Annotated in this window: 14 protein-coding genes and 1 pseudogene; 9 read left to right on the top strand and 6 right to left on the bottom strand. The window is 64.5% G+C overall.

The window, feature by feature from the left end; all coding sequences use genetic code 11:
• Positions 1-15: 15 nt before the first annotated feature.
• Entirely contained in the window at positions 16-900 is an 885-nt protein-coding gene (locus ACVOL0_RS10020; protein WP_481548960.1) for an outer membrane protein assembly factor BamD, read from the bottom strand.
• A gap of 117 nt (positions 901-1017) precedes the next feature.
• Between ACVOL0_RS10020 and rluD the strand changes: the two genes are divergently transcribed.
• Genes rluD through ACVOL0_RS10000 form a run of 4 tightly spaced genes read left to right on the top strand, consistent with a single transcriptional unit; the run spans position 1018 to position 3716 of the window.
• On the top strand, positions 1018-2007 hold the full coding sequence (gene rluD / locus ACVOL0_RS10015) for a 23S rRNA pseudouridine(1911/1915/1917) synthase RluD (protein ID WP_481548959.1): 990 nt from the start codon (positions 1018-1020) through the stop codon (positions 2005-2007).
• Positions 2007-2786 carry a peptidoglycan editing factor PgeF gene (pgeF, locus tag ACVOL0_RS10010; protein WP_481548958.1) on the top strand — a complete coding sequence of 260 codons (780 nt, stop codon included), beginning with the start codon at positions 2007-2009 and terminating at the stop codon, positions 2784-2786. Before rluD ends, pgeF begins: the two co-directional genes overlap by 1 nt.
• A 2-nt stretch (positions 2787-2788) precedes the next feature.
• Entirely contained in the window at positions 2789-3322 is a 534-nt protein-coding gene (locus ACVOL0_RS10005) for a DUF4166 domain-containing protein (RefSeq protein ID WP_481548964.1), read from the top strand.
• Entirely contained in the window at positions 3315-3716 is a 402-nt protein-coding gene (locus ACVOL0_RS10000) for a thiol-disulfide oxidoreductase DCC family protein (RefSeq protein WP_481548957.1), read from the top strand. The genes ACVOL0_RS10005 and ACVOL0_RS10000 overlap by 8 nt, the downstream gene beginning before the upstream one ends.
• Positions 3717-3952: 236 nt before the next feature.
• Here the strand turns inward: ACVOL0_RS10000 and otsA are convergent, their stop codons facing one another.
• The 5 genes and pseudogenes from otsA to ACVOL0_RS09975 form a co-directional block, all read right to left on the bottom strand.
• Complete coding sequence (gene otsA, locus ACVOL0_RS09995) at positions 3953-5320, bottom strand: alpha,alpha-trehalose-phosphate synthase (UDP-forming) (protein WP_481548956.1); 1368 nt, start codon at positions 5318-5320, stop codon at positions 3953-3955.
• Positions 5317-7122, bottom strand: a pseudogene (locus ACVOL0_RS09990) (glycoside hydrolase family 15 protein); the annotation flags it as partial. The pseudogene ACVOL0_RS09990 and the gene otsA, both read right to left, overlap by 4 nt.
• A gap of 27 nt (positions 7123-7149) precedes the next feature.
• On the bottom strand, positions 7150-7896 hold the full coding sequence (otsB, locus tag ACVOL0_RS09985; RefSeq protein WP_481548955.1) for a trehalose-phosphatase: 747 nt from the start codon (positions 7894-7896) through the stop codon (positions 7150-7152).
• 289 nt (positions 7897-8185) lie between these two features.
• A complete protein-coding gene (locus tag ACVOL0_RS09980; protein ID WP_481548954.1) occupies positions 8186-9517 on the bottom strand; it encodes an OmpA family protein in 1332 nt (443 codons plus the stop codon).
• Between the two features lie 260 nt (positions 9518-9777).
• Positions 9778-12210, bottom strand: coding sequence for a TonB-dependent receptor plug domain-containing protein (locus ACVOL0_RS09975; protein ID WP_481548953.1), 2433 nt, complete (start codon positions 12208-12210; stop codon positions 9778-9780).
• A gap of 221 nt (positions 12211-12431) precedes the next feature.
• Between ACVOL0_RS09975 and ACVOL0_RS09970 the strand changes: the two genes are divergently transcribed.
• The 5 genes from ACVOL0_RS09970 to clpB all read left to right on the top strand — a co-directional run bounded on the left by ACVOL0_RS09970 (position 12432) and on the right by clpB (position 19151).
• A complete protein-coding gene (locus ACVOL0_RS09970) occupies positions 12432-12905 on the top strand; it encodes a DUF3574 domain-containing protein (RefSeq protein WP_481548952.1) in 474 nt (157 codons plus the stop codon).
• A 55-nt stretch (positions 12906-12960) separates the two neighbouring features.
• Positions 12961-13854 (top strand): XAC2610-related protein, encoded by an 894-nt coding sequence (locus ACVOL0_RS09965; protein ID WP_481548951.1) that lies wholly within the window; start codon positions 12961-12963, stop codon positions 13852-13854.
• A gap of 64 nt (positions 13855-13918) precedes the next feature.
• Positions 13919-15496 (top strand): hypothetical protein, encoded by a 1578-nt coding sequence (locus tag ACVOL0_RS09960; protein WP_481548950.1) that lies wholly within the window; start codon positions 13919-13921, stop codon positions 15494-15496.
• A gap of 77 nt (positions 15497-15573) precedes the next feature.
• Positions 15574-16386, top strand: coding sequence for a DUF3014 domain-containing protein (locus ACVOL0_RS09955; protein WP_481548949.1), 813 nt, complete (start codon positions 15574-15576; stop codon positions 16384-16386).
• 176 nt (positions 16387-16562) lie between these two features.
• Positions 16563-19151: an ATP-dependent chaperone ClpB gene (gene clpB / locus ACVOL0_RS09950; protein ID WP_481548948.1), complete on the top strand. Its 2589-nt coding sequence runs from the start codon at positions 16563-16565 to the stop codon at positions 19149-19151.
• Positions 19152-19206 lie beyond the last annotated feature (55 nt).

Raw genomic sequence — 19206 nt, 5'->3', positions numbered from 1 at the left:
CATTACGGCAACCGCTTACTTGCCGCGGTTCATCGTGGCGTTGCTCTGGCCGGTGGCCACCGAGCGCTCACCCGCGAACGGGTTCAGCTTGCGGATCATCCACGGGTACTTCGGCCAGTTGCCGGCCAGCCACGGATGCTCCGGCTGGTTCAGCTGCAGCACGCGGCGGGCGTCGTCGGCCAGGGTCTTGTTGCCCAGATGGGTGTAGGCCTCGCCGAGCAGCGCCACTGCGTCGTACTGGAAGGCGCTCTGCGGGTAGGTTTCCAGCAGGTAGTTGGCGCGGCCAACCACCGACACCCAGGCGCCACGGCGCGCGTAGTACAGGGCATCGTCCAGCTCATGCTGGGCGAACACGTCGCGCAGTTCGACCATGCGCTGGCGCGCATCGGCGGCATAACGGCTGTTCGGGTAGCGCTCGGTGACGATATTGAAATCGGCATAGGCCTGGCGCGGGGTCGACAGATCACGGCGGCTCGGGTCCAGCGACCATACGCGGCGCAGGAAAACCGTATCGCGATTACCGTTGGCAAGACCGCGCAGGTAGTACAGGTACGCGATGTTGCGGTGGGTCGGGTAGGTGCGGATGAAGCGGTCGATGCTCGACACGGCGTCATCGTTCTTGCCGGCCTTGTACTGGGCATAGGCGCTTTCGATCATCGCCTGCTCGGTGTACGGGCCGTACGGATACTGCGCAATCAGGCGCTTGAAGCTGGTTTCGGCGCCGGACCAGTTGCCGCCCTCCATCAGCTTGTGGCTCTTTTCGAACAGTTGCTCGACCGGCGCGCCTTCGTCGGCGTCCTTCTTGGCGCCGCGGTGGCAACCAGTGGCGACGAAGACCAAAACCAGCAACAGGGCGGTGAGGCGGACGGGCGCGGACAGCAGCGAAGAGCGTCGGATCATGGGTTCAGGGCAGGACGCGGCAGGAATACGAAGGGGCGATGATAGCCTAGTGGCCTGTCCTGCGACTGACTGTTGTCGTCTGGACCCCATAATTTCGTCTTTAGCCGGTCTTTGCCCATGTCCGAGAACACCTCTTCCAGCCCCCGCCACGCGCAGGTTCCCGATTCCGCCGCCGGTCGTCGCTTCGACGCGGTCCTGGCCGAATTGTTCCCCGAATTCTCCCGTTCGCGCCTGACCGAATGGATCAAATCCGGCGCAGTTCTGCTCGATGGCGAGCCCGTCCGCCCGCGCGACCCGGTCCGCGGCGGCGAAATCGCCACCCTGAATGCGGTGCTGGAGGTCGAAGTCCACGCCCTGCCGGAGGACATCCCCTTGTCGGTCCTGTACGAGGACGAACACGTGTTCGTGATCGACAAGCCGGCCGGGCTGGTGGTCCACCCCGGCGCTGGCAACCCGAGCGGCACCCTGCTCAACGCGCTGCTGTTCCGTGACCCGGAGATCGCCAAGGTGCCCCGCGCCGGCGTGGTCCACCGCCTGGACAAGGACACCAGCGGCGTCATGGTGGTGGCCCGTACCGTGCAGGCGCAGACCGCGCTGGTCGAGCAGCTGTCCGCGCGCGAAGTGCATCGCCAGTACCTGGCGGTGGTTGTCGGTGCGCTGGTCTCGGGCGGTACTGCCGATGCCCCGATCGACCGCCATGCGCGTGACCGCCTGAAGATGGGCGTGCGCGAGGACGGCAAGGAAGCGGTGACCCATTACCGCCTGCGTGAGCGCTTCCGCGCCCATACCGCGCTGGAATGCCGCCTGGAAACCGGCCGTACCCACCAGATCCGCGTGCACATGGCGCACCTGAAGCACGCCATCGTCGGTGATCCGCTGTACGGCGGCTCGCTGAAACTGCCCAAGGGCGCCACCGACGAGCTGGTCGCGGCACTGCGCGGCTTCAAGCGCCAGGCCCTGCACGCCGAAACGCTGGAATTCCAGCACCCGATCACCGGCGAGACCATCAGCAACACCGCGCCGGTGCCGGCCGATCTGCAAGCGCTGATGAAGGCGTTGCGCGAGGACTCCAAGGCCTTTGCCGAGCGCGAGCGGGGCCGCTGGTAATGGTGGAGGCGAGCCCGCTGTGGCTGGCCGACTGGCCTGCGCCCCCGGGGGTGCGGGCCTTCACCACGATGCGCCATGGTGCCGGCGGCTCGCAGCCCCCGTTTGACAGTTTCAACCTGGGCAACCGGACCGCCGCCGATGGTGACGATCCGGCCCAGGTGCAGCGCAACCGCGACGAACTGCAGCAGCTGGCGAAGCTGCCTTCGGCTGCGCACTGGCTGCGCCAGGTGCACAGCAGTGTGGCCCTGCGTTTCGACGCGCCACCACAGGCGCAAGGATTGGACGCCGAACCGACCGCCGATGCCTCGGTGACCTCGGTTCCCGGCGTGGTGCTGGCGATCCTCACCGCTGACTGCCTGCCGGTGGTGTTCGCCGCCCGCGACGGCAGCGAAGTGGCCGCAGCCCATGCCGGCTGGGGTGGTTTGGCGCGCGGCATGCTGGAGAACACGCTGGCCGCGATGCACACGCCCGCCGAGGCGCTCGTAGCGTGGATAGGCCCCGCGGCAGGGCCGGCCCTGTACGAGGTCGGCGTGGACGTGCGCGAGGCCTTCATGGCCCATTCCAGCGCCGCTGAAAGCCACTTCGTCGCGACCCGGCCGGGCCACTGGAAGGTGGACCTGCCGGGGCTGGCGCGGCAGCGGTTGGTCGCGGCGGGCATGCAGGCGCAGTCCATCCATGGCGGTGACCTGTGCACCATGGCCGATCCGCAGCGTTGGTTCTCGCACCGTCGCGACCGTCGCAGTGGGCGCATCGCCACCCTGGTGTGGATGGAGCGATGAGCCTGCCGCTGTTCGCGCAGGTGCTAGGCCCCGCGTTTGAACAGCTGGCACCGCAGGTGCGCGCGCTGCACGCGATCCCCGCCCGCCAGCGCTGGAGCGGGCAGGGCGAGGTACTACGTGGCACGCATTGGCTGGTGGCTCCCTGCGCCTGGCTGGCGCGGCTGCCGCCGAGCTCAAGCGTGCCGGTGACGGTGGAGTTCGTGGTCGATGCCGCAGGTGAGCGCTGGAACCGGCAATTCGGCGCCGCGCGGATGGCATCGCGCCTGTGGCAACGCGAAGGGCGGCTGTTCGAGCAGCTTGGCGCGGTGCGCTTCCGCTTCGGATTGCGCGAGGAGGCCGGCCAGATCCTGTGGCGGGCCGAGCGCGCCTGGGCATTCGGTGTGCTGCCCTTGCCGACGCGCTGGTTCGCGCAGGTGCAATGCAGTGAGCGCGAACACGCAGGCCGCTATGAATTCCTGGTGGATGTATCGATGCCACTGATCGGGCGGCTGATCCGTTACGAAGGCTGGCTGTTGCCGGAGCCGGTACATGGCTGAGCCGGCGGTGATCGTGTTTGATGGTGTCTGCGCGCTGTGCAGCCGCTGGGTGCGCTTCCTGCTGCGCTTTGATCAGGCCGGCCGCTACCGGTTCGCGGCGATGCAGGGCGAGCAGGGGCGGACGCTGTTGGCCGCGCACGGGCTGGACCCGGACGATCCTTTGTCGTTCCTGTTGGTCGCCGACGGTGTGGCCTATACCGATACGGACGCGATTGTGCGGGTGGTGACCGGATTGGGTGGGGCTTGGCGCTTGGCGGGGCTTGCGCGGGTGTTGCCGGCTGTGGTGCGGGATCCTGCGTATCGCTGGTTGGCGCGCAATCGCTACCGCTGGTTTGGGCGGCATGACAGCTGCTTTCTGCCTACGGCGGAGCAGCGCGGGCGGTTTTTGGATTGAGTGGGTTTGGTGGGGTTTGCAGGCTTGAAGCTACTCCTCTCCCCAACCCCCGCTCCGCGCCCCGGCCCTTGCGCTGGCGCAAGGGCGCTCGAGCGAGCGCGAACCGGTGGTTCGCAAGCGCTCCCTCTCCCCCCGCAAGGGGAGAGGAGCTCGGTGCATTGCGAGCTCCAGCATAAATAGCAACTGCAGATTTAGCCCCTCTCTCCTCGCGGGAGAGGGGTTGGGGAGAGGGGGCTTTACCTCCCCTCCAACGCCAACAGATAATCCTGCCGCCAGCGATGGATATCATGCGAACGCAGATGCTCCATCATCGCTCGCCAGCGTTCGATGCGTTCGCCGCGCGGCATGTTCGCCGCCGTCGCAATAGCATCGGCAACGCCATCCAGGTCATGCGGATTGACCAGTAATGCCTGCTTCAATTCATCCGCTGCGCCGGCCAACAATGACAACACCAACATGCCCGGATTTTCAGGGTCCTGCGCAGCGATGTATTCCTTGGCCACCAGGTTCATGCCATCGCGCAACGGTGTCACCAAGCCCACCGCCGCCTGCCGGTAAAACCCGGTCAGGGTGCTGTGTGCGTAGTTCTGGTTGACGTAGCGCAGTGGTGTCCAATCGGCCTCGGCGTGGCCACCGTTGATATGCCCGGCCAGTCGTTCCAGGTCGCTGCGCAGCTTGCGATACTCATTGACGCTGCCGCGCGATACCGGTGCGATCTGCAGGAAGGTCATTTCGCCTTTCTGCTGCGGATAGCGTTGCAGGTAACGCTCAAAGCCATGGAAGCGTTCCGGCAGGCCCTTGGAGTAGTCCAGCCGGTCCACGCCGATTGCCAGCTTGCGATGCTGCAGACTCTGTCGAAGATCACGCACCGGCTTGTTGCTGGCCGCGCTGCGGGCCTGGCGTGCGATTTGCTCGGTATCGATGCCGATCGGGAATGCCGAGGTACGCACGCGGCGTCCGTCTGGTGCCTTGATCCAGTCGTTGTCAATCAAGGTGCCGCCACCGAACAGGCGCACATAGGATTGAAAGCGGTCTACGTCGCGCCGGGTCTGGAAGCCGAGCAGGTCGTACGAATACAGCGCTGAGAACAGCGAGCGATGGTCGGGCAGCGCCTGGATGAGATCGGCCGAGGGCACCGGTACATGCAGAAAGAAGCCAATCCGGCAGCCGACACCGCGCTCGCGCAGCAACGCGGCCAGCGGAATCAGATGGTAGTCGTGGATCCAGACTGTATCGTCGTCGCGCAGCCGTGGAGCCAGCGTATCGGCGAACAACCTGTTTACCTTCCAATAGCCTTCGCGCTTGCGCCGGTCGTAATCAACCAGGTCCAGGCGGAAATGCAGCAGCGGCCACAGGGCGCGATTGGCGAAGCCGTTGTAGTAGTTGTCCAGGTCGATTTTGGACAGGTCCATCGTCAGGTAGCGGATCGGGCCATCCTGCGCTTCGTGCAGGGCGCCGCTATCGACACTGACGCTGCGTCCGCTCCAGCCGAACCATAGCCCCCCGCGTTCGCTCAGCGCCGCCAGCAGGCCGGTTGCCAGCCCGCCGGCGCGGTTCTCGCCAGGTAGCGCCACCCGGTTGGAGACCACCACCAGTCGGCTCACGACGCCTCCTGCCAGCTGCGCGACAAGCGCATCGCGGCGATCACCAGTCCCACATGCGAGTAGGTCTGCGGGAAGTTGCCCCAGGCCTTGCCATCGAAGGCTAGGTCTTCGGATAGCAGGCCCAGATGATTGCGCTGCTGTAGCAGTATTTCGAACATCTCGCGCGCTTCGTCCATGCGCCCGATCGCGGCAAGCGCATCGATGTACCAGAACGTGCAGATGGTGAAGCTGGTTTCTGGTGTGCCGAAATCATCTGGTGCGGTGTAGCGATACAAGGCGTTGCCATGCTTCAGGTCACGGCCGATGGCTTCGACCGTGGCGATGAAGCGCGCGTCGTTGGCGTCGATGAAACCAATGTCGGCCAGCAGCAGCAAGGATGCATCCAGCCGGTGATCGCCGAAGGTGTCGGTGAAGTGGCCGAGTTGCTCGCTCCAGGATTCATGCATGATCCGTGCGTGGATCTGGTTGGCACGTTCGCGCCAGTAGATGGCGCGGCCATCGAGTTTCAAACGCGTCGCGATCTTGGACAGCCGGTCGCAGGCCGCCCAGCACATCGCGCTGGTATAGGTATGCACTTCGGTACGGCCACGGAATTCCCACAGCCCGGCATCCGGCACATCGTGCAGCGCGAAGGCTTGCTCGCCAAGAGGTTCCAGTCGCGCGAAGGTGTGCGCATCGCCCGGGTCCTGCAGGCGTTGGTCGAAGAACAACTGGGTGGAGGCTAGCACAACGCTGCCGTAGACATCGTGTTGGCGCTGCACCCATGCCAGGTTGCCGCGGCGTACCGGGCCCATGCCGCAATAGCCGGACAGCGAGGCGACTTCCTCCTCATCAAGCTTGGCTTCGAAGCCGATGCCGTACAGCGGCTGCAGGCTGCCGTCGGTGCTGGCAAGGTTGAAGATGTAGCCCAGGAACTGTTCCATGGTGCGGGTCGCACCGAGGCGGTTGAGTGCGCGCACCACGAATGCCGCATCGCGCAGCCAGCAGTAGCGGTAGTCCCAGTTGCGGCTGCTGCCCGGTGCCTCAGGGATGGAGGTGGTCATCGCCGCGATGATCGCGCCGCTGTCCTCGTACTGGCATAGCTTCAGGGTGATGGCGCTGCGGATCACCGCGTCCTGCCATTCCAGCGGTACCGACAGGTAACGCACCCATTCGCGCCAATAGTCGCGGGTGCGCTGCATGGCTTCCTGCACGTAGCCGCTGAGCGAGCGGTTGAGTGATTCGTCAACGCCCATTACCAGATGCACGCGGTGGTTGAGTACGAAGGGCAGGGCATCGCGGACAAAACGGACGGGGACATCGGTTGTCAGTCGCAGCACCATGTTGGGCAGCAGCCAACGGATGTGGTTGCTGCCCCAGGTGGTTTCCGGTTGGCGCGCACCCCAGTCGGCCAGCGGTCGTGCGCGCACGATGATGCGCGGATTGCCGGACAGCGGGGTGACCTGGCGGATCAGGCTGACGGGGCGGTAGAAGCGATCGTTCTGGCGCCAGCGCGGGGCGAAATCGATGATTTCCACCGCGCCGCCGTGTGTGTCGCGCAGTACGGTGCGCAGGATGGCGGTGTTGGTGAGATAGGCCTGCTCGCTGTCGAGGAAGTCCTCCAGCTCGATGCCGAAGTCGCCGCCTGGGTGCTGGTTGGGATTGAGCAGGGCGCAGAAGGCCGGGTCGCCGTCGAAGCTGGGCAGGCAACTCCAGACCACGCGCGCCTGTTTGTCCATCAGTGCGCCGAAACTGCCATTGCCAACTACGCCAAGGTCGAGAGTGGCGTCTTGCATTGCGTTCTCCTTGTTGCGCGAACGCCAGTGGCGCCGCTGTTTCCTCCGGGTGGGTCAGGTAGTGGCTGCGCGCAGCCACGCGTGTACGGCCGTGATATCGGGCAGCGCTGCAACGGCCACGCTTTCGTTGCGTTGGCCGACAAGCACGCCAACGCCTCCGAGTTGTTGCGCGGCGTGGAAGCCGTGTTCGTCGGTGAGGTCGTCGCCGATGAACAGCGGGCGGCGGCCCTGGAAAGGTGGCTGTTGCATCAGCTGCTGCAGGGCGCGGCCCTTGTCGTGGCTGCTGCCAACGAACTCGATAACATGGTCGCCTGGCTGCAGGCGCACGTCGGCCAGTTGCGCTAGCTGTGAGTTGGCGAAGGCGATGATCGCCGCGCCTGCATCTGGCGCTTTGCGCCAATGCAGGGCCAATGCCTGGCCTTTGTTTTCGATCAATACGCCGGGGTGTGCGTGCGCCAATCGCATCGCGCGCTGGTGCAGTGTATGCAGCCACGCCGCAGTGTCTGTCTGGGCGGGTTCCGCATCGGCGGAAGTCAGCAGTTGCGCGCCGTGCAGCCCGGCCATTGGCAGGCGTAGTGGCGCGAACATGGTTTGCAGTTGGCTGACAGGGCGGCCACTGAGCAACGCAAGTGCGCCACCCAGACGTTGCTGCACACTGGCGAGCAGCCCGAGCAGGGACGGGTCGGGCGCTACCTTGTCCGGATGGTCAGCAAAGGCGAGCAGGGTGCCATCTACGTCGAGAAACAGTGCGTCGTCATCTGCCAGCGCCGGAGGGGGCGGTCGCTGTAGGTCATCAAGCATGCGGACACTATGCCGCAGGGGTTGTTACAGGAAGGTCATTTGGGGGGACGGTTGGATTTACGTGCTTTCAGAGCGCCCTCACCCCAACCCCTCTCCCGCAGGCGGGAGAGGGGCTCGCATAGCTTGCGCTCGTAGTGCACTAGCCCCTCTCCCGCCTGCGGGGTGAAAGAGCAGCTTGCGAACCGCAGGTTCGCTGCTCCTTGAACGACCTTGCGCCAGCGCAAGGGCCGGGGCGCGGAGCGGGGGTTGGGGTGAGGGCAAGCCTTTGCTCTTCACCCAATGCACAACATTACTTGGTAACCGCAAACTCGATCCGACGGTTCTGCGCACGACCCTCTTCAGTGTCATTGCTGGCACGCGGCTTTTCCTGGCCATAGCCCTTGGCAGTCAGCGTGCCGGCAGCAACGCCAAGCTCGGCCAGCTTGGCAACCACCGCGTCCGCGCGTTGCTGGCTCAAGGTCACGTTGGCAGCCGCATCACCGGTGTTGTCGGTGTGCCCACCGACCTCGATCTTGGTGTCTGCGGGTGCCTGCTTGATCGCATTCGCTGCGCTGGTCAGTGTCTCCAGACTGTCGCGGGTGATGGTGGCCGAGCCTGTGTCGAAGTAGATGTTCATCAGGTTCAGGGCTTTGACCAGATCATCGCCGCTGAAGCCGGCTTTGAGTCCTGACAAGGCCGCTGCCGCCCGATCCCACAAGCCACTGATCTCGAAGCCGCCGAACAGGCTGCGCAGCTTGTCACTCACCGTGAAACGATCGGCTTCGGCCATGCCGCTGGTATCGATGTTGAGCTTGTCGCCATCGAAACCGAACTTCAGGCCCTTGGCTTTCAATTCGGGCAGTGCGGCGATCAGCTTGTCCAGCCAGCCCGCTGGCAGGGTCGCCGGATCGACGGTGATGTTGCCGGCCAGATTGCCTTCACCGAAGTTGGCTTTCAACGCATCCCACAAGCGGGTCTTGTCGGCATCGCTGGCAACCTGGCCACTTACTGTCACCTTGCCGTCCACGTTCTCGAAGCCAAAGCGTGGATTGGCTTGTGCAACCGGTGCCGCGGGCTGTGTAGTGGCTGCTGGTTGCATCGGCGCTGGTGCAACGGCTTCTTCCTTCTTGCAGCTGCGGAACAGCAGGAACGCCGCAAGCAGCAGAATCAGTGGAAGCAGCCATTTCCAGAAGCCGCCGGATGGTTTGCTGGTAACGGTGCCTCCGCCGCTATAGCCGGCGGTAGGTGTGCTGGTACCAAACCAGCGCTCGTAGTCAGCAGGACGCGAAGTGGGGAGTGTTCCGCCTTGGGTAAGCTGGCCGACGATCTTGGGTAACAACCACGCACCCGCCATGTTCACGGCGGCAGCTGGGATACCGAGTTTGCTGGCGATGCCACTGGACAGGTTCTGGCCAAAGCCGGCGCTGAACTGGTCTGGTTGCAGGACGTTGTCGCCTGGCGTGGTGCCTATCCACGACGAGAACAGGCCGTCGAGGCCCGCGTCGGTAAAGCGTTTCTGCAGTCCGGCGAAGCCGCCGTTGGCGGGATCGAAAATGACATCGACAAGCTGGCGCACGAGGCGCCCTGCATTGTCGCCGAGATGAAAGCGGCTGGCCGCTTCGCGAATCAACGACTCGAACATATACGCCTCCGCAAGGGATGAACCGGGCTGGAATGTGCCGGCAGGCGTAAGGAGCGCCCAGCGCTGTTAAAGCTGGATGAATTCGGGGGTTTTGGCTCTTTAGCTAGAAGCTTCCCCTCACCCCAACCCCTCTCCCGTGAACGGGAGAGGGGCTAGTGCACTACGAGTTCAAGCAATCCAAGCCCCTCTCCCGTTCACGGGAGAGGGGTTGGGGTGAGGGGAAGCTTCTAACAAGCAATCTCTCACCCGTCGCACCCCAATCAGAACGTAAACCGCACCCGCCCGTACCAATAGGCACCGTTGCTGCCAATCGGCGACAGCACGTCATACGGCAGGTTGCCGAAGTAGTAGATGTCTTCGTTGGACTTGTCCGGGTAGTTGTCGGTCAGGTTCTGCCCGCCGATCGCCACGCTCCACTGCGGCGTGATGCGGTACTCGACTTCCGCATCCAGCTGCCATTCGGCCTGATAGGTCTGGGTGGGGACGTAGCCGCCACCAAAATCGAAGACGCGCTTGGCGCTGCCATGACGACTCAAGCGGCTGCTCAACGACCAGCTGTCATTGGCCCAGCTCGCGGCGAACTGTGCACGGGTACGCGGCGCGGCGTCGGTCAGCGTATTGCTCTCTTCCACGCCGAACAGCACGTAGTCCGGGTTCAGTGCCAGCAGCTGCGATGGCGTGGCGACGACATTCTTCAACTCAGTCTTGGCGTAGCTCCAGGTGCCGGTCAACAGCAGCTCGCCATCACCCAGTGATTGCCGCCAGTTGCCAACGAACTCGGCGCCGCGGGTGCGTGTATCGGCGGCGTTGACGAAGTAGTGCGCGCTTTCCAGCCCCGCGATGCCGAACTGCTGCTGCACGAAATCGGTCAGTGCATCGCCGGTGATGCTTTCCGACAGTGCGATACGGTCATCGATATCGATCTGGAACAGGTCCAGCGACAGGTCGAAGTGGCTGCCGATCTGGCTGGTGAAACCGAGGCTGTAGTTGATCGACTTCTCCGGCTTCAGGTCGCTGGCGCCCAGTGCGCGTGCGATCGGATTGTTGACCGACAACAGGCGGCCCTGCACCAGCTGGCCACCGGCGGTATACCCGGTTGAAGTGGATTCGTAGCCGATCTGGCTCAGCGACGGCGCGTGGAAGTTGTTCGAGACCGAACCGCGCAGCGCGAATGCCGGTGCAAATGCATAGCGCGCACCGATCTTGCCGGTCAGTTCGCCGCCGAAGTCCTCGTAATGCTCGTAGCGTGCGGCGATATCGGTGGAGAACTTCTCGCCGAAGGTTGAGGACAGGCTGGTGTAGGCACTGAACACATCGCGCGACAGATCGGCCTCGTCCTGCGGGGTCAGGCCACCGCCGGCCTGTGAGCCGGTCGGGCGGTCGGTATACGGGCCGGCGGCGTAGCTGGCCGGGTCACCGGCACCGGTTTCATAACGCTCATGGCGGCCTTCGATGCCGAAGCCAAGGCTGTGGCTGTCGTTGGCACGCACGAAGATGCGTCCGAAATCGAGGTTGGCCACGGTCTGGGCGAAGCTGAAATCGGCAGTCTTGAAGCTGGTTGGGCTGCTTGGGCCGAGCGAGGCGTTGAGCGAGTTGCGCAGGCGATAGGTGAACTCGTTGCGGCCATGGTCGAGGCTGGCATCGTAGTTCCAGTCGCCCAGTTCGCCACGGGCACCGGCCACCAGCTGCACGTCCAGGTTCTCGCCTTCGGAGATCGGGCGGTAGCCGTTCGGGTACAGCTCCTTCCAGTTGGCTTCGCCATCCGGGTAACGGAAGTAATTGGCGCCTTCGGTATCGCGCTGGTTGTAGGTGCCGAAGGCATAGGCCTTGGAGGCAGTGCCGAACGGAATTTCGGCATTGAACCAGGCGTTGAGGTCCTTGCTGGCGCCGTCGCCCAGCGAATAATTGCGTTTGCCGGCCAGGGCCAGATTGTCCGGGGTCTGCGCTTCCCACGGCGGAATCTGGTCGAATCCGGCGCGGTTGGTGGCTTCGCGGTTCTTCAGTTCCAGGCCGACGCGCAGGAAACCGCCGTTGTCGGTCAGGGCGGTGCCGACCTTGGCGCTGAAGAAGCTGGTCTGGCCATCGGTCAGGGTGCGGTCGATCGGCTTGAGGTCGGTGTGGTGCGCGCCGAAGCTGGCTTCGATGGCGCCGCCTTCCGGGGCGTCGTCGAGGATCACGTTGATCACACCGGCTACCGCATCGGAGCCATACAGCGCGCCGGCACCGTCGCGCAGCACCTCGATACGCTTGATCGCGCTGACCGGGATGGCATTGAAATCGACCGGCGTGGTGCCCTTGCCGATCTTGCTGTCGGTATTGACCAGGGCGCTGTTATGGCGGCGCTTGCCGTTGATCAGCACCAGCACGTGGTCGGGCGACAGGCCGCGCAGCTGTGCGGCGCGGATGTGGTCAGCGCCACCGGAATTGGACTGACGCGGGAAGTTGAACGAGGGCAGCAACGCCTGCAACGCGCTGCCCAGCTCACCGTTGACCACGCCGGCCTTGCGGATGTCCTCGGCACTGAGCACGTCCACCGGCGAGGTGGATTCCAGCACGGTGCGGTCGACCGCGCGGGTGCCGGTGACGATCACCGTGTCCAGATTGGTGGCCTGCTGGGCGTCTTGGGCAAAAGCGGGGGAAGACAGCGCCAGCGCGATGGCCAGGCCTAGCGGGGCCGAGGTGGGGCGGGACATGGAAACTCCAGAAAACGATGGGGAAGGGCAAAGACGTGGGAAGGCGCAGGATGGATTGCAGGTGACGTCAAGACTTACATCCATCCGGATGAAGCGATATATTATCTTCGCGTTAACGCCACCAGGGATGCAAGTCCCGCTGGCAATTGGCTGATAACCAAACGCGATATCCCCTGCGGTGCCTTGGATGCCACCGTGTCGTTCCTGCCCGGAGGTTTTCCATGAAGTTGCACGCTGTCCTGTTGCCCCTGCTGTTTGCTGTTGCCGCCAGTGCCAATGCTGTCCCACCTGCTGCGGAGCCGGCGCCGAGCGCCCAACTGCACGGCGATGCCGCGCGACCGGCCGAAGCCGCTGGCTGGGTGCGCAGCGAGCTGTATTTCGGCGTCGGCGAGGAAACCGGGCCATCGGCACGTGAGCAGACCGATGTGATCAGCGAAGCGCAATGGCGCGCCTTCCTCGACAAGGAAGTCACGCCGCGCTTCCCGGACGGACTGACCGTGTTCGATGCCTACGGCCAGTGGCTGTTCCGCGGCGCACCCGAGCCCAACCGACTGCGCACCAAGGTGTTGGTGATCCTGCATGAGGACAGCCCGCAACGTCGCAACGACATCGAAGCCATCCGTCTGGCATGGAAGCAGGCCACCAGGCACCAGTCGGTGCTGTGGTCGCGGCAGCCGGTCGAGGTTTCGTTCTGATCCGCACTGGATCGGCTAGCCTGCGGGCAGCCTCCAACCGCAGATGAGCTTCTAGATGACGCCCCTGATATCCACGTCCCGCTGCCGCTTTGCCACCCATGGTCTGCTGCTTGCAGCTTTTTCGCTGCTGGCAGCGCCAGCGTTCGCGGCAGATGACAGCGAGATCCGCTTCGAGGTCGCAGCCGGCGTGAGCGCGCATGCGCGCTTGCTCGGCGATGGCAGCGTGGAGGTGGCCAGCAACCGCGCATCGGCGCGGCAGGTGTTGCCAGCGTCCACGAACGAGGAAGGCGGCGGCACGCGCCTGGGCCACGCGGACTACAACTTCGACGGCTATCAGGACCTGGATTCCAGTGCCACGCTGGGCCAGGTCAACGAATCGGTCACGGTTTACCTGTACGAGCCGGCCAGTGGCCAGTTCCGCGCGTTGGCAGCACCTGAGGGCCCGGAGATCAGCTGCGAAGGCTTCTGGTCGCTGACCCCGGACCCGGCCACACGCACGTTGAGCAGCAGCTGTCGCAGCGGGCCGATGTGGTACAGCGATATCTACCGCTTTGAGGGCGACAGGGTCTACCTGTACCGATCGATGCGCAACGCCTTCCTCGACACCGAAGCGCTCGCGCAGGTGTTGACGCTGGCTGAAGTGGAAGATGCGGAGATCCTCACGGTCTGGAGCACCTGGGATGCCGCAGGCAAGCGGCTCGAAACCGCCATCTGGAATGCCTTCGATCCGCCGCTGGAAGACGCACCGATGGCAGGCCGCAGCGCGTCGGTGGTGCCGGACAAGCTGCTGCTGTACGGCCGGGCTGGCGACACCGCCACCAAGCGCTACCTGCTCAAGGGCGACCGCGTCGAGCTGCTGGACGAAGCCGATGGCTGGTTGCAGTTGCGCTACCGCAATCCCCATCGTGGCTCGGTGCAGGGCTGGGTGAAGCTGCCCACGAACGAATGATCTGTTCCATCCGCACGCATTTTTCCAGCGTTACCATCGCTCCGCTTTCCTGACGATATCCCCCATGAATTCTTCTGCATCCGCATCCCGCCCACGTTGGTTCGTCGCCGGCGATCTCAATGGCTTCTTCGGCCTGGTGGTCGACAACCTGTCGATCCTCGGTTTCATCGCGATGGCGCTGGTCGGCATCTTCCAGTTCCCGGCCGATGTGGTGTTCGGCCGCATGTTCCCGGGCACCGCGTTCGGTGTGCTGATCGGCAACCTGATGTACACGGTGATGGCGCGCCGCCTGGCTGCCCGCACTGGCCGTGATGACGTCACCGCGATGCCGCTGGGCCTGGATGCACCGACCAGCATCGGCATGGCGCTGCTGGTGCTGGGCCCGGCCTTCGTCGGCTTCAAGCAGTTGGGGATGGACCCGCAGGCCGCGGCGATGGCGACCTGGAAGCTGGGCATGGCTTCGCTGGTGGTGATGGGCCTGCTCAAGCTGGTGCTGTCCTTCGCCGGTGATGCGGTTACCCGCCATGTGCCGCGTGCGGCGTTGCTCGGTTCGATCGGTGGTGCGGCGCTGACCTTGCTCGGCTTCCTGCCGCTGATCGAGAGCATGCGCCAGCCGCTGGTCGGTTTGGTCACGCTGGGCGTGCTGCTCTATGTATTGGTTGCGCGCGGCGTGGTGCCGCTGCGTTTGCCGGGCGTGCTGTTCGCGCTGCTGGTTGGTGTGGTGCTGTATTACGGGCTGGGCGCGGCGGGTGCACTGACTGGCTTCCAGTGGCCGCCGGCCATCTCCTTCGCCGTGGCCTTGCCGCTGCCGACGCTGGGCTTCGTCGAAGGCCTGCCGTTGACCGTGCCGTACCTGTCGCTGCTGCTGCCGTTCGGCTTGCTGATGGTGGTGGGGGGCATCAACGTGGCGGAGAGTGCACGCGCCGCCGGTGACGATTACCGCACCCGCGACATCCTGCTGGTCGAGGCCATCGCCACGCTGATCGCTGGCGTCTGCGGCGGCGTCGCGCAGACCACGCCGTATATCGGTCAGCCGGCCTACAAACGCCTGGGCGCACGCACCGGTTACACGCTGTTGACCGGTCTGTTCATCGGCATCGGCGGCATGCTCGGTGTAGTTGCTGGGCTGGTGCAATGGCTGCCGGTGGCGGTGCTGGCACCGATCATTGTGTTTGTCGGCCTGGACATCACCGTGCAGGCCTTCCAGCAGACCAAGCGTGAGCACGCGATCGCGGTCGCACTGGCCTTCCTGCCGGCGATTGCCTACCTGATCAATATCAAGTTCGGCACCTGGGTGGCGCCCGATGCGGCCGCAGCACTGTATGCGGCGGTCGACGGCCATGGCCTGTCGGATGTGGCCACGCTGCAGTTGCTTGGCAATGGTTTCATCATCAGCGCGATGATCTGGGCGGCAGCACTGGTGGCCTTGATCGAGCGGCGCGCTGGTGTGGCGGTGAGTCTGCTGTTCGTGGCTGCCGCGCTGAGTGCGTTCGGCGTGATTCATTCCACCGATCCGCGCGGCGGCATCTATCTGCCGTGGCAGCTGGAAGGCCTGCGCCAGGCCATCACCTTGCAGGTGACCGCTGCCTACGCGGTACTGGCGGTCGTGATCGGCCTGATGTCGCTGCAGAAACAGCGTTGATGCATGAGGCTTGAACCGCAGGGGAACCCCGCGGGATAAACAGGGTCACACCATCACATGCAATAAAGGTGCAAGTGATGCAGAAGCGCAAAGCAGTGTGGCCCTGGGCCGTGGTTGGCGTCGTCGCGATTGGCGGCATTGGCTGGTGGTTGTTCCGTGATGACGTGGCGCAGTTGCGGCAGGCAACACCAGCTGTTGCTCCGCTGGGGGATAGCCCGGCGGCACCGGCCATCCAACCGCCGGCTACGCCTCAACCAGCGGCCGAGCCGAAATATCCGCTCGACGTGGCTGCCGACCCGGCCTTGCCGGCCCTGGCCGACAGCGATGCCTCCAGCTGGCAGGCCTTGAACGGATTGTTTCCTGCAGATGCCTTGGCCGTGCTGCTGCGCGAGCAGCTGATCCAGCGCGTGGTGGTACATGTGGATAATCTGACCCAGCCCAGTCTGCCCGGTGCGGCGATGGCGCTGCGGCCGTTGCCAGGCGCGCTGCAGGTAGAGCAGGGCAGTGCTGGCGGTGAGCAGTTGGCGGCCGCCAATGCCGCGCGCTACGCGCCCTACGTGGATGCCTTCGTTCGCGCCGATGCGGGTGCCGTGGCGGTCGCCTACAAGCGCTTCTACCCGCTGCTGCAGCAGGCCTACCGCGATATCGGCCATCCCGACGGCCATTTCAACGACAGGCTGGTGGCGGTGATCGACCACCTGTTGCAGACCCCCGAGCCGGCCCGTCCGCTGGCGGTGGAGCCGGATGGCAAGGGCCGCTATCGCTTTGTCGACCCGGCCCTGCAATCACTGTCCATCGGGCAGAAAGCCTTGCTGCGTATGGATGCCAGGCAGCAACAGGCGGTGAAGCAGCAGCTGCGGGCGCTGCGCGCGGCGATCACGCACGGCTGAGTAGTGCTGCCGCTTGCGTTGGATCAAGGTTGCGACCACCGCGGCTGGTGATACTGGAGCGGGATTGCGATTGCAGCTGAACAAGGGCCACATTCACCCTTGAATCACGCCGTTGCAACCGCATCTGAATCAGTATCGCCAGCAATGCTGGCCCCCAACTTTGAGGAAGAAGACCCATGCGGATGGACAAGCTCACCTCCAACTTCCAGAAGGCGCTGTCCGACGCGCAGTCCCTGGCGGTCGGTCGCGACAACAACATCATCGAACCGGTACATGTGCTCAGCGCGCTGCTTGATCAGCCCGGTGGCAGCAGCCGGCCCTTGCTGGCCCAGGCCGGCGTCAACGTGCCAGTGCTGCGCGAGCGGCTGACCGAGGCGCTGGATGCACTGCCCAAGGTGTCCGGCCAGGCCGGCAGCCTGTCGATGGGCAACGATCTCAATCGCCTGCTCAACAACACCGACAAGCTGGCCCAGCAGCACAACGACCAGTTCATCGCCAGCGAATGGTTCCTGCTGGCGGCAGTGGACGATGGCGGCCCGGCCGGCATGGCCCTGCGTGCTGCTGGTGCTGATAAAAACAAAGTAAAGGCCGCGATCGACAAGCTGCGCGGTGGAGAAACCGTGCAAAGCGAAAACGCCGAAGAACAGCGCCAGGCGCTGGAAAAGTACACCATCGACCTGACCGCGCGTGCCGAAAGCGGCAAGCTCGACCCGGTGATTGGCCGCGACGAGGAGATCCGCCGCACCATCCAGGTGCTGCAGCGCCGTACCAAGAACAATCCGGTGCTGATCGGTGAACCCGGCGTGGGCAAGACCGCGATTGTCGAAGGCCTGGCCCAGCGCATCATCAACGACGAAGTGCCCGAGGGCCTGCGCGGCAAGCGCGTGCTGTCGCTGGACATGGGCGCGCTGATTGCCGGTGCCAAGTTCCGCGGCGAGTTCGAAGAGCGCTTGAAGGCCGTGCTCAATGACCTGTCCAAGAACGAAGGCCAGATCATCCTGTTCATCGACGAACTGCACACCATGGTCGGCGCCGGCAAGGGCGACGGTGCGATGGATGCGGGCAACATGCTCAAGCCCGCGCTTGCGCGTGGCGAACTGCATTGCATCGGCGCCACCACCCTGGACGAGTACCGCCAGTACATCGAGAAGGATGCCGCGCTGGAGCGCCGCTTCCAGAAGGTGTTTGTCGGTGAGCCAACGGTCGAGGACACGATTGCCATCCTGCGTGGCCTGAAGGAACGCTACGCGGTGCACCATGGCGTGGAGATCACCGACCCTGCGGTGGTTGCGGCTGCGACGCTGTCCAACCGCTACATCACCGACCGGCAGCTGCCGGACAAGGCCATCGACCTGATGGACGAGGCCGCTTCGCGCATCCGCATGGAGATCGACTCCAAGCCGGAAGAGCTTGATCGTCTGGAACGTCGTCTGATCCAGCTCAAGATCCAGCGCGAGATGCTGAAGAAGGAAAAGGACGACGCCTCGCGCAAGCGCCTGGCCGATCTGGAAGCCGACATCGACACGCTGGAGCGTGAGTTCTCCGACCTCAATGAAATCTGGAAGTCGGAGAAGGCTGCGCTGCAGGGCGCGACCAAGATCAAGGAGCAGGTGGAAAAGGCCAAGCTCGATCTGGAGGCCGCCCAGCGCCGCCAGGATTTCGCAAAGATGAGCGAGATCCAGTACGGCCTGCTGCCCAACCTGGAGAAGCAGCTGCACGCCGCGCAGGAAATGGAGCGCAAGGACTTCAAGCTGGTGCAGGACAGGGTGACCGACGAGGAAATCGCAGAGGTCGTCTCGCGCTGGACCGGTATTCCGGTCAGCAAGATGCTCGAAGGCGAGCGTGACAAGCTGCTGCGCATGGAAGACATGCTGCACAACCGCGTGGTTGGGCAGGAAGAAGCGATCCGCGTGGTCTCTGACGCGGTGCGGCGCTCGCGTGCCGGCCTGTCGGACCCGAACCGTCCGAGTGGTTCGTTCCTGTTCCTGGGCCCGACCGGCGTCGGCAAGACCGAGCTGACCAAGGCGCTGGCCGACTTCCTGTTCGACTCGCCCGACGCGATGGTGCGCATCGACATGAGTGAGTTCATGGAGAAGCACAGCGTGTCGCGCCTGATCGGTGCACCCCCGGGTTATGTGGGTTACGAAGAAGGTGGCTATCTGACCGAGGCGGTGCGTCGTCGCCCGTACAGCGTGATCCTGCTGGATGAAGTGGAGAAGGCGCATCCGGATGTGTTCAACATCCTGCTGCAGGTGCTGGACGACGGTCGCTTGACCGACGGCCAGGGCCGCACGGTGGACTTCCGCAACACCGTCATCGTGATGACCTCGAACCTGGGCTCGCACCAGATCCAGGACATGAGCGGCGACGACAGCCCGGAAGCCTATACGCAGATGAAGGCCGCGGTGATGGGCGTGGTGCAGGCGCACTTCCGCCCGGAGTTCATCAACCGCCTGGACGACATCGTCGTGTTCCACCCGCTGGACAAGGAGCAGATCAAGCAGATCGCACGCATCCAGATGCGTGGGCTGGAGAAGCGGCTGGGCGAGCGTGGTTTGCGCCTGGAGGTGTCGGATTCGGCCTTCGATGTGCTGGGCAATGTCGGCTTCGATCCGGTGTATGGCGCACGTCCGTTGAAGCGTGCGATCCAGGCCCAGCTGGAAAACCCGCTGGCGCAGAAGATCCTGGCCGGCGAGTTCGCCAGCGGCGACACCATCAAGGTGGAAGCCGGCGGTGGCGGCCAGTTGCAGTTTGGCAAGGGCTGAGCGCCGGAGCTTCAAGTGCTTTAAAAGCTGCCCTCACCCCAACCCCTCTCCCGTA

The sequence above is a fragment of the Stenotrophomonas sp. STEN021 genome (assembly GCF_056760175.1).
The sequence above is the reverse complement of the archived record's forward strand: the minus strand, read 5'-3'. Positions and strand labels throughout refer to the sequence as shown.